This is a genomic window from Streptomyces sp. NPDC047072 (assembly GCF_040643855.1).
Taxonomy (GTDB): Bacteria; Actinomycetota; Actinomycetes; order Streptomycetales; family Streptomycetaceae; genus Streptomyces.
Genome location: NZ_JBEYVC010000054.1, coordinates 45,904 through 57,716, shown reverse-complemented (window position 1 = coordinate 57,716; position 11,813 = coordinate 45,904). Strand labels below are relative to the sequence as shown.

Here is an 11,813-nt window from a genome sequence, read left to right as displayed (position 1 = left end):
GGCAGGAACTGGGTGTACGGGAAGGACGACCCGATGGTCAGCAGGGTGTCGCAGTCCCGCATGAGTTCGTACGACGGACGCGTGCCCAGCAGGCCTCGTTGGCCGCGCCGATCGCCCGCTGCGAGGCCTCGGCGGCCGCCCGGGCCGCGTCGGCGGCCTGTCTGGCCTTCGCCGACGCACGGGCCGCGTCGTCCTTGGCGGCCTCGGTCTCCTTGGCCGCCCGCTCCGCGGCCTCCTGGGCGAGAGCGGCGGCCGCGACGGCCTTGCCGGAGGCCTCGACGGCCTTGTCGGTGGCGTCCTCGGCCTGCTTGCCGGCCTTCTCGGCCTGCGTGGTCAGCTGCGCGATCGTGGCGTGTTCCTGGTCACGGTTGCGGGCGACGAACTGCCCGACCTCCAGGAACGCGACGATGTCGTCGGGGGTGCCCTGCAGGGCGAGCCGGGCGGCCGCCTTCACGTTGGTGCCGCCGGTGTTGTAGAGCTTGGTGACCTCGACGCGGTTGTCGGTCTCCAGCGCCTTGAACTGGTCGACCTCCAGGAACTGCTCGACGTCCGCGGAGGTCCCCAGCAGCGCGGCCTTGCCCGCGTCCTGCACACCGGGGCCGCCGAAGTTCACGACCTTGGCGGCCTCCACCCGCAGATCCTGCTCGTGGGGTGCCTTCCAGCCCTCGTCCAGGAACGCCTCGACGTCGGCCGGGGTGCCCGCGAGAGCCGTCTTCGCGGCCTCCCGCACGGCCGGTCCGCCGGCGTTCACCACCCGGGAGAGGTCCACCCGGTCGTCGATCGCCTGCACGGCGGGGGCGTCCGTGAGGAACGCCCGGATGTCGTCGTCCGAGCCCAGGAGCGCCTTCTCGGCCGCCTCCTGGATGCCGGACCCGCCGGTGAGCCAGTAGCCGACCGCCAGCGGGCGGTTCGCGGTCGGCTGGGTGTCCTCGGCGGCCGCGGAGCCGGCGCCCAGGAGTGTCGCCGTCAGTGTGGCGGACAGCACAGTCGCACAGGCCGTGCGGAGGCTCCCTGGTCGTATGGAGCGCGATGGTCGTTTCACCTGACGGTCCCTCAAGGTTTGTCCGTTTTCTGATAGATCACGCAAACGCGAGCGCGATAGCGAAGTCCCGGCGCACCAAAGGCAGTTGACGAGCTGCCAGGTAGTGCCGTTCCCCCGGCCGATGAACGGCTTTGCGACTTGCGGACACGAATCTTACCTGTGATTTACTTTCGAGAAGCTTGTGTGATGAATGAGAGGAACCCATGGCGACCACCCCAGCCCGGAAGACCCTTCTGGGCGGTCTCACCACCGCCCTCGTGGTCGGCCTCGGCGCCACCGCGCTCGCCCTCCCGCAGAGCGCCCCGACCACCGTCCGGAGCGCCGCCGTCGAGGGCATGCCGAACCTGGTCGAGGACTTCAACCACCCCGATGCCGCCGACCTCCTGGCGGAGCGCGGCATCACCGTCAAGCGCGGTGACGGGCACGTCTGGCTCACCGACGTCACCGCCCTCAACGAGTGCACGGCCCCGTCGCACATCGCGATCGAGTCCCGCAAGGGCGTCTTCTGCTTCCAGACCAACGCCAAGTCCGGCTTCCTGACGCTGGAACTGCCCGACACCTTCAGCATCTGGACCCAGGACCACCCGGTGAAGGCCACGTTGACCGCCGAGGGCACGGACACCGTCGTCAACGCGCCCGCCAACGACCTCACCCCGGTCGGCGAGTCCGGCGACACCGGCCTGCGCTCGGTCCTCGTCGAGATCCGCGTCACCGGCTGACCCACGCCGCACCGGCACCGCGACCCACTTCACCCACCAGGAACATCCACGTGTCTCACATACGTCCACGCACCGCGCTGACGAGCGCCCTGCTCGCCGCCGGCGTCGTGTCAGGTGCGCTCACCGGCACCTCGGCCCAGGCCGTCACCGGCGGCACCGCCGCCACCGACTCCGCGTACGGCTACACCGCGCGCCTGATCATCGGCGACACCGACCGCGGCTGCTCCGGCACCCTCGTCGACACCGAGTGGCTGCTGACGGCGGCCAGTTGCTTCACCGACGCCACCGGCGCCGCCGCCCAGCCCGGCGTGCCGGAGCTGCGGACCACGGCGACCATCGGCCGCCCCACCGACCTCGCCGGCACCGGCGGCGCGGTGCGCACGGTCGTCGAACTCGTGCCGCGCACCGACCGCGACGTGGTGCTCGCCCGGCTGAACCGGCCGGTCACCAACGTCACCCCGCTCGCCCTGGCGAGTGCCGCCCCCACCGCGGGCGAGGAGCTGAAGTTCGCCGGGTACGGGCGGACGAAGGCCGAGTGGGCCCCGATGAAGCTGCACTCCGGCACCTACACCGTGGACTCCGCGGACGCCACCACGGCCCTGGTCACCGGCAAGGCCGGCGCCGCGTGCGCCGGTGACGCCGGCGGCCCGGTGGTCCGCGGGACGGGCACCACCGCCGCCCTCGTCGCCCTGAGCACCCAGTCGTACCAGGCGGGCTGCTTCGGGACCGACGCGGCGGAGACCCGCACCAACGGCGCCACCGCGCGCGTGGACGACCTCGCCTCCTGGGTGAACGCCAAGGCCGGCGCCGTCCGGATCACCGACTTCAACGGTGACGGCACCGAGGACATCGCGATCAGCGACCCGAAGGCCACCGTCGGCGCCGACGCCGAGGCGGGCGTGGTGCGGATCGTGTACGGCGGCGGCAAGGGCACCGCCGAGATCAACCAGGACCTGTCCTGGGTGCCCGGCGACGCCGAGGCCACCGACTGGTTCGGCGAGGCCCTGGACACCGTCGACTACAACGAGGACGGCTACACCGACCTCGTCGTCGGCACCCCCTCCGAGGACCTCGGCAGCGCCACCTCGGCCGGCTTCGTCGACATCCTCTACGGCGCCGCGGACGGCATCGGCACCGGTGCCGCCAAGGCCACCCACTTCGAGCAGGGCACCGGTACCCTCGCCTCCTCGGCCCCGGAGACCGACGACCGCTTCGGCCACGCCGTCGCGGCCGGCACCACCCGGGCCGGTGAGCCGTACATCCTGGCCGGCGCCCCCGGCGAGGCCCTCGGCACCGTCACCAAGGCGGGTATGGCCGTCTACATCCGGAACGGTGTCAGTGTCGGCATCCACCAGGACAGCACCGGCGTCCCCGGCACCCCCGAGGCGGGCGACCGCTTCGGCGCCGCCGTCGCCGGCGACGCCAACCACCTCGCCATCGGCAGCCCGAACGAGAACATCGGCACCAAGGCGGACGCGGGCGGCCTGGTCCTGTTCGACCCCAACAAGCTGAACTCCGAGAACAAGCCGACCCCGCTCAGCAGCGGTGTCGACCAGGACCTCGACACCATCTCGGGCTCCGCCGAGGCCGGCGACGAGTTCGGGTACTCCGTCAGCCTGACCGCGTACCGCCCCTCCGGCGCCGCCGCGGCGACCGAGTCGATCCTCGCGGTCGGCTCCCCGGGCGAGGCCATGACCATCGGCACCTCGGCCAACGCCGACGCCGGCCGGGTGGTCCTGGTCCGCGTCAAGGCGGACGGCACCTGGAGCGAGCTGCGCGACCTGTGGCAGGGCCCGAGCGACGACGACGTCGCCGGCACCGCGGAGGCGGGCGACCGGATGGGCGAGAAGCTCACCGCGATCAACCTCGCCCCGCGTGCGGTGAGCACCGAGGCCACGATGAGGCTCGCCGTCGGCACGCCCGGCGAGGCCGTCGGCACCACCGTCAAGGCCGGCGCGGTCCACACCTTCTCGCTGCTCGGCGCGGCGGGCGCGAACGACCGCTGGATCGAGGCGGGCGACGGCGACGGCATCCCGGGCACCCCCGGCGCCGACCAGAACCTCGGCCGCAGCATCCGCTTCACCGGCACCGCGCTCTACGTCGGCATGCCGTACGGCCCCTCGACCGGCGCCGTCCACGTCCTGCCGCTGTCCAACGTGACCGCCGGTGGCGCCGTCGCCCCGGTCACGACGTACAAGCCCGGCACGGGCGGTCTTCCGACGAGCGCCGCCCGCTTCGGCTACGTGGTGCGCTGATCCCGCACCCCGCGGCGGTTCCCCGAGCGCCCTTCGCGGTGCTCGGGGAATCCCGGCCGAAGGTGTAGCCCGCTACACCGTGCTCCGTGGGCCGGTGATCTAGCGTGGCCGTATGTGGAAAACGGTGCAGCGCGCCGGGCTGGCCACGGTGCACCTGTTCGTGGCCGCGGCGGTCTGCTTCGGGATGTACATCTTCGTGACGGTCCTGCTGATCACGGCCGTCGGCACGGTCGCGGTGGTCGGCTGCTGGATGCTCCCCGAGACGGTGCTGCTGATCCGGCGGATCACCGGCGCCAAGCGGAACCTCACCGCGCTGTGGACGGGCCGCGAGATCCCCGAGGCGTACACGCCGATCACCGGCACCCTGCGCGAGCGGCTGCGGATCGCGATCAAGGACCCGAGCACCTTCACCGACTTCCGCTGGATGCTCGCGTACTACCTCTACGGCGCCCTGTTCTTCCTCGCCCTGCCGCTCTGGCCCCTCGGCCTGGTCGTGGACGGCGTGTGGGCCGGCCTGCTGCGCCGCACGCCCCTCGTACTGCCGCTCGTCGTGCGCCTCGCCGATCTGGAGGCCCACTGGTCGAGCGTGCTGCTGATGCCCTCCCCGCAGGCCCGGCTGACCGCCCGGGTGCAGGAGCTGAAGCTCACCCGCGCCGACGCGATCGCCGCGCACGAGGCCGAACTGCGCCGCATCGAGCGGGATCTGCACGACGGCGCCCAGGCCAACCTGGTCGCGCTGTCGATGCGGATCGGGCTCGCCAAGCGGGCCTACGACCGCGACCCCGTCGGCGCCCGCAAGCTGCTGGACGACGCCCAGGCCCAGGCCGAGCAGGCGCTGACGGAACTGCGGCACGTGGTGCGCGGCATCCACCCGCCGATCCTCACCGACCGCGGCCTGGTCGGCGCCGTACGCGCGCTCGCCGCGAGCAGCGGCCTCGCGGTGACCGTGGAGGACGGCGGTCTCGCGGAGGGCACCCGGGCGCCGGCGGCCGTGGAGGCGGCCGCCTACTTCGTGGTCGCCGAATCGCTCACCAACGTCGCCAAATACAGTGGCGCGGAGCGGGCCGAGGTCGAAATGGCCCGCACCCGGCGCGGGTTGACCGTACGGGTGCGGGACGAGGGCCGGGGCGGTGCCGACGAGTCACAGGGCTCGGGGCTGCTCGGGATGCGGCGCCGGGTCGCCGCGCTGGACGGGACGTTCGAAGTGACCAGCCCCGTCGGGGGCCCGACCGTGATCGATGTGGAGCTGCCGTGCGTGTGGTGATCGCCGAGGACAACGCGCTGCTGCGCGAGGGCCTCGTCCTGCTGCTGACGTCCGCCGGGCACGAGGTGGTGGGCGTCGTCGGCACGGGCCCCGAGATCCTGCCCGCGCTCATGGAGCACCGGCCGGACGTGGCCGTGCTCGACGTGCGGATGCCGCCGCACTTCCGCGACGAGGGCCTCAGGGCTGCCCTTGAGGCCCGCGAGAAGATCCCCGGATTGCCGGTCCTCGTCCTCTCCCAGTACGTCGAGGAGTCGTACGCCGCCGAGCTGCTCGGCGGTGGCACCAGCGGGGTCGGCTACCTGCTCAAGGACCGGGTGGGCCGGGTCGACGAGTTCCTGGACGCGCTGGAGCGGGTCGTGGCCGGCGGCACCGCGCTGGACCCCGAGGTCGTCACGGAACTCCTCACCCGCCGCCGCGACACCCCGCTCGACTCCCTCACCCCACGCGAGCGCGAGGTCCTGAAGCTGATGGCCGAGGGCCACGACAACATGACCATCGCCTCCACCCTGGTCGTCACCGAACGGGCGGTCAGCAAGCACATCGGCAACGTCTTCCTGAAACTGGGCCTGCCGCCGAGCGACAGCGGCCACCGGCGCGTACTCGCTGTCCTGGCCTATCTTGCGCACACGCCCAAGTAGCGCCCACGGTGGTTCCTGCAGGCGCCCAAGATCGCGCAAACTTTCGAGGCATGCCTCCGGACGTGGCCTAATCTCCCCCCAGTTCGAGCGAAGTTCGAGCGGGTCCGGAGGGGGCACGTTCATGGGGCGAAGACGGCCGTTGGTCGCGTCGGTGGGTCTCGCGGTGCTGTTGGCGGGGTGCCTGGGGTCGGGGGCCGCGCACGCGGACACCGGTACGGGTGCGGACCTGTACGTCGACGACGAGTCCGCCGCCTGCAGCGACACCGGTCCCGGCTCGGCGGCGGAGCCGTTCTGCCAGATCCAGCCGGCGGCGGACGCGGCGGGGGCCGGGGACACGGTGCACGTCGCGGGCAACAGCACGTCCTACGCTCCGGTGACCATCGGGTCCACCGGGACCGCGGACGCGCCCGTCCGGTTCCTCTCCGGGCTCGGCGACGGATCGGGCGTCGGCGTCGCGGGCGGGGTCACGTTCTCCGGTGCCCAGTACGTCGACATGGCCGGGTTCACGACCAGCGCGGCCGGGACGGCGGTGCTGGCCGTCGTCGACTCGCAGCATGTCACCTACCGCGTCGGCGTCGTCCGCGGCACCCGCCCCACCACGGGAGCGATCACGGTCGACGGGTCGTCGAGCGACATCTCGCTGACCCGCCTCAAGGTCTCCGTACTCTCCGGGCAGGGCTTCAGCAGTTCGGCCGGCGCGCGGAACGTCACCCTCGCCGACGACACCTTCCAGGGCGGCGGCGTCCTGGCCGCGGGCACCACGGGCATCGACCTCGCCGGCGACACCGTCCTGACGACCTGCGGCGAGGCGGTCGGTCTGACCGACGGCAGTTCCGGATCGCTGGAGAACACCGTCGCGCTGGCCTCCGGCACGACGACCTGCACCGGTACCCCGGGCACCGAGATCACCGTGGACGCCGCCTCCGCGCCCCAGGTCACGGCGGACTACAACGCCGTCAACCCGCTGGCGACCGGCACCGACTACGACTGGGCCGGCACCGCGTACCCCACCACGTCGGCGTTCCACGAGGCCACCGGCCAGGGCGCCCACGACCTGGACCAGACGGATCTGACGATCCCCGCGGGCGGACTGCCCACGGAGCACTCCCCGCTCATCGACTCGGGCGACGCCGACGCCCCCGGTGAACCCACCACGGACCTGAACGGTCACCCCCAGGTGGACGACCCGCTGGTGCCGAACACCGGCACGGGCGACGTCGACCGGGGCGCCACGGAGTTCCAGGATCCGCTGGCGGTGAGCGGGATCGACATGGGCGGAAGCTACGTCGGTGTTCCGGTGACCGCCACCGCGACGATGAACAACCCGTGGTCGGACTCGCTGGACGGGTTCACGTACTCCTTCGACTTCGGAGACGGCACGACCGCCACCTCCACCACCGGTTCGGCCACGCACACCTACACCCAGCTCACCGGAGACGACGCCCTTGAGGTCTCCCTGGTGGTGGACAGGCCCGACGGGACGCGGATCGGTACCACCGAGATCACCCGAAAGGTCGTTCCGGTACCGGATCTCGCCTCGACCCTCTACTGCGGGACCACCCCGTCGGCACCGGACACCGCCAGTTGCCAGTACGAGATCGCCTTCGACCCCTACGCGATCACCAGTGACCGGATCACCTTCGGCGACAGCTCGTCGGCCGTCTCCGCCACCGGCGCGGGCGGCACCGTGCAGCACACCTACCCGGCCCCCGGCACCTACACCGTCACGCAGAAGCTCACCGACTCCGGCGGGCGGACCACCACCACGACCACCCGGGTCGCGGTCGGCGCGGCCTTCGTGGCCGCCGGTCCCGTGCGGGTGCTGGACACCCGGAACGGGACGGGCGCACCCGAGCGGGCCGTCGGTGCCGGCGGGGTGGTCCGGCTGAAGGTCCTCGGCGTGGGCTACGTCCCGGCGTCCGGGGTGACCGCGGTGACCCTGAACGTCACCGACGCGGGCGCCACGGCGTCCAGTTACGTCTCGGTCTACCCGGACGGCACCGCCCGCCCCAGCGCCTCGAACCTCAACTTCCGTGCCGGACAGGTCAATCCGAACCTGGTCACCGTCCGGGTGGGCGCCGACGGCTATGTCGACCTCTACAACGCACACGGCAAGGTGAACCTCGTCGCGGACCTGGAGGGTTACTACACCACCAAGACCAGCGACGGCGAGCTGTCCGTGTCGAACCTGGCCACGATGCCCCCGACCCGGGTCCTGGACACCCGCAACGGCACCGGCGCCGCCAAGGGCGCGGTCGGTCCGCGCAGCACCACGACCCTCATCCTGCCGAAGTACGCCCGCGGCTGGGGGACCAACGGCGCCGTCCTCGACGTCACCGTGACCGGCGGCACCAGCAACGGCTACATCACCGTGTACTGCGGCACCGCCCCCGGGACACCGGCCACGTCCACCCTCAACTACCGGGCCGGACAGACCGCCTCCAACCTCACCGTCCCCTGTGCGGAATCCGGCAAGGTGTACCTCTACAACAGCGCCGGGCACGTCCAGCTGATCGCCGACCTCCAGGGGCTGTACACCAACCAGCAGGCGTCCACGGCCGACGACCCGGACGCCCCCGTCGGCACACCGTTCGTGTCGACCGCCCCCACCCGCGTCCTCGACACCCGCTCAGGCCTCGGCGCCGCCGCGAAACCGCTCGGCGCGGGCGGCACCCTCACGGTGAAGCTCGCCAAGGTCCCCGCGGGAGCCACCGCCGTACTGGTCAACCTCACGGGCGTCTCCCCGACCGCCACCACCCACCTGACCGCATATGGCGACGGCACCCTCCCGAACGTGTCGAACGTCAACCTGACCACGGGTCAGACCCGGCCGGTCCTGGCCGTGGTGCCGGTCGGCTCCGACGGCTCCATCCGGATCCACAACGCGTTCGGCTCGGTGGACGTCGTGGCCGACCTGGAGGGGTACTACGGCTGAGGCGGCAGTGTCGTAAGGTCCGGCGCCGTCTCCGGCCACACCAGCAGCACCGGGCACGGCGCGTGGTCCACGACGAAGCGGGCCGCGGGGCCGAGGCTGTGGGGGCCGAGGTGGGTGCGGTCGCCGTCGCGGGCCAGGACGAGGAGGTCGGCGTCGGCCACCGCGGCGACGACCTCGCGCTCGATACGGCCGGTGCGTTCCACGCGGGTGCAGGGGCGGCCCAGGCGGTCGGCCGCGGCCCGGAGCAGGCGCTCGGCGGAGAGGGCGGCCTGCTCCTCCATGCGCGTCCCCGGGTCCCGGTCCGGGCGCCCCCGGCCGAGCAGTCCGGCGAAGGCGCCGTGCGCCACTCCCGGCACGTCGGCCGGGGTGACATGGAGCAGCACGATGCCGGCGTCCGCCGGTGCGTGGAGCCGGGCGCCGTCCACGCACGCCCGCCAGGTGCCCTCGACGATCCAGACGACCACGGTCATGCGATCAGCCTCTCCCGACGTCCTCCCGTCAGCCTCCTCCGATCGCGGCCGAACGCAAGTACCCCTCCCAATAACGGGCAAAGACCAAGCGAAACGTTTGCGTTTCGATTTGCGGTCGGTCTACATTACTGTACGAAACCGTTTCGGACTGATGGGGTCTGAATCACCCGCCCCCCGAGGGGAGTCCCATCGTGGAAGCCATCCCGGTCGCCACCGTCCAGGCCGGGCAGCACGGCCGGCACCAACCGCAGACGAAGCACCGATGGTGGGCGCTGGCCGTGATCGGCCTCGCCCAGCTCATGGTGGTGCTCGACGCGACGATCGTGAACATCGCCCTGCCCTCCGCCCAACAGGACCTGGGCTTCGACAACAACGGCCGGCAGTGGATCGTCACCGCCTACTCGCTGGCCTTCGGCAGCCTGCTGCTGCTCGGCGGCCGGCTCGCCGACCTCTTCGGCCGCAAGACCACCTTCGTCGTCGGCATCGTCGGCTTCGCCGCGGCCTCCGCGGTCGGCGGCGCCGCCAACGGCTTCACCATGCTGGTGGTGGCCCGCGCGGTGCAGGGCCTGTTCGGCGCGCTGCTCGCACCGGCGGCGCTCTCGCTGCTGACCACCACGTTCACGGACGTGAAGGAACGCGCCAGGGCGTTCGGCATCTTCGGCGCCATCGCCGGCTCCGGCGCGGCCGTCGGCCTGGTCCTCGGCGGTCTGCTCACCGAGTACCTGGACTGGCGCTGGACGCTCTACGTCAACGACGTCATCGCGATCCCCGCGCTGATCGGCGCGGTCGTCTTCCTCGGCCGCTCCGTCCCGGCCGAACGGCCGAAGCTGGACGTCCTCGGTGTCGTCCTGGTCTCCGGCGGACTGTTCGGCGTGGTCTACGGCTTCGCCAACGCGGAGACGCACGACTGGGACAACTGGATGACCTGGGGCTTCCTCGCCGCGGGCGCCGTCCTGCTGGTGGCGTTCTTCCTCTGGCAGACCCGGGCGACCCACCCCGTGCTGCCGCTGCGGGTCCTCGCCGACCGGGACCGCGCCGCCGCGCTGTCGACCATCCTCATCTCGTCCGCCGGGATGTTCGGCGTCTTCCTCTTCCTGACCTACTACCTCCAGGGGACGCTCGGCTACTCGCCGGTCAAGAACGGCGTGGCCTTCCTGCCGATGGTGGGCGCGCTGATGGTGATGGCGCAGCTGTCCACCAACTGGCTGGTGCCGAGGATCGGCCCGAAGATCGTCGTACCCGTCGGCATGCTGCTGGCCGTGGGCGGGATGGTCTGGCTGACCCGCCTGGACCTGCACAGCGGTTACGCCGCGCACGTTCTGGGTCCGCTGCTGCTGCTCGGCGCCGGGCTCGGCATGTCGATGCCGGCCGCGATGAGCTACGCCACGCTGGGGGTACGGGCCGACGACCAGGGGGTGGCCTCGGCGGCCCTCAACACCACCCAGCAGGTGGGCGGTTCGATCAGTACGGCGCTGCTGAACACCCTGGCCGCGACCGCCGCCACCAACTACGCCAAGGACCACCTGTCCGACCCCCTGGTCAAGGCGAACGCGGCGCTGCACAGCTACGAGGTCGCCTACTGGTGGTCGGCCGGGTTCTTCGCCTTCGCGGTGATCGTGACGGCGCTGCTGTTCCGCGCGAAGCGCTCCGCGGCGGACGAGCCCGAGCCGGCGGCGGTCCAGGAGACGCCCGAGCCCACGGTCGCCCTGCCGACAGCCGCCGCTGTCGTCCGCGGCCAGGTTCGCGACGGCGCCGGCGTCCCCGTCCCCCGTACCGCGATCACCCTGCTGGACACCGGAGGCCGTCAGATCGGCCGGGCCACCTCCCGTGAGGACGGCTCGTACGAGGTGGACGCCCGCGAGCCCGGCACCCTGGTCCTGATCGGCTCGGCCCCCGGCTACCAGCCGCAGGTCGCCACCCTGACCGTGAACGGCGCACCGGTCTCCCACGACCTGGTGATCCTCCCGGGCACGGTCGCCCTGACCGGTACGGTGCGCGGAACGGACGACGGCATCCTGTCCGGGGCGCTGGTGGTGGCCACCGACGAGCGGGGTGACGTCGTGGGCTCCACGACCACCGCGGGCGACGGCGGCTACCGGATCGGCGAGCTGCTGCCGGGCGCGTACACGCTCAGCGTCAGCGCGACCGGCCACCGGCCGACCGCGGTACCGGCCGCCGTCTCGGCGGAGAGCGCCCGGTGCGACGTACACCTCACGGCCGCGGCGACCCTGCGGGGCCGGGTCCACACCCAGGACGGCCGTCCCCTGGACGACGCCCTGGTCACCCTGGTCGACGGCGCCGGCAACGTGGTCGGCACGCGGACCACTGACGTGGACGGGAACTACGCGTTCACCGATCTGTCCGGCCGGCAGTACACGGTGATCGCCAGCGGGTATCCGGCTGTCGCGACGCCGGTCACGGTGGATGGGAGCCGGGACGGGGTGGACATCTCACTGGGGCACAAGGAGTCCTAGGGCCGCGATCGGGGCT

General features: G+C 72.2%; 7 protein-coding genes and 1 pseudogene. 6 read left to right on the top strand and 2 right to left on the bottom strand.

The genetic code is table 11. From position 1 onward, the window contains the following. Positions 1 to 385: 385 nt before the first annotated feature. Positions 386 to 985: pseudogene (locus tag ABZ896_RS23335) on the bottom strand (ALF repeat-containing protein); the annotation flags it as partial. Positions 986 to 1,245: 260 nt separating this feature from the next. Here ABZ896_RS23335 and ABZ896_RS23330 point away from each other — a divergent pair. The 5 genes from ABZ896_RS23330 (at position 1,246) to ABZ896_RS23310 (ending at position 8,853) form a co-directional block, all read left to right on the top strand. After that, positions 1,246 to 1,761 (top strand): hypothetical protein, encoded by a 516-nt coding sequence (locus tag ABZ896_RS23330; protein WP_360932199.1) that lies wholly within the window; start codon positions 1,246 to 1,248, stop codon positions 1,759 to 1,761. A 59-nt stretch (positions 1,762 to 1,820) separates the two neighbouring features. Further along, positions 1,821 to 4,016, top strand: coding sequence for a trypsin-like serine protease (locus tag ABZ896_RS23325; RefSeq protein ID WP_360932205.1), 2,196 nt, complete (start codon positions 1,821 to 1,823; stop codon positions 4,014 to 4,016). Positions 4,017 to 4,128: 112 nt separating this feature from the next. Further along, complete coding sequence (locus ABZ896_RS23320; protein WP_360932196.1) at positions 4,129 to 5,280, top strand: histidine kinase; 1,152 nt, start codon at positions 4,129 to 4,131, stop codon at positions 5,278 to 5,280. Further along, positions 5,268 to 5,918 carry a response regulator transcription factor gene (locus ABZ896_RS23315; RefSeq protein ID WP_360932193.1) on the top strand — a complete coding sequence of 217 codons (651 nt, stop codon included), beginning with the start codon at positions 5,268 to 5,270 and terminating at the stop codon, positions 5,916 to 5,918. The genes ABZ896_RS23320 and ABZ896_RS23315 overlap by 13 nt, the downstream gene beginning before the upstream one ends. Before the next feature lie 121 nt (positions 5,919 to 6,039). After that, on the top strand, positions 6,040 to 8,853 hold the full coding sequence (locus tag ABZ896_RS23310; RefSeq protein WP_360932190.1) for a PKD domain-containing protein: 2,814 nt from the start codon (positions 6,040 to 6,042) through the stop codon (positions 8,851 to 8,853). Here the strand turns inward: ABZ896_RS23310 and ABZ896_RS23305 are convergent. After that, entirely contained in the window at positions 8,844 to 9,323 is a 480-nt protein-coding gene (locus ABZ896_RS23305; RefSeq protein WP_360932187.1) for a universal stress protein, read from the bottom strand. The genes ABZ896_RS23310 and ABZ896_RS23305 overlap by 10 nt on opposite strands. Positions 9,324 to 9,523: 200 nt before the next feature. Here ABZ896_RS23305 and ABZ896_RS23300 point away from each other — a divergent pair, with 200 nt between their 5' ends. Beyond that, positions 9,524 to 11,797 (top strand): MFS transporter, encoded by a 2,274-nt coding sequence (locus ABZ896_RS23300; RefSeq protein WP_360932202.1) that lies wholly within the window; start codon positions 9,524 to 9,526, stop codon positions 11,795 to 11,797. The last annotated feature ends 16 nt before the right edge of the window (positions 11,798 to 11,813 follow it).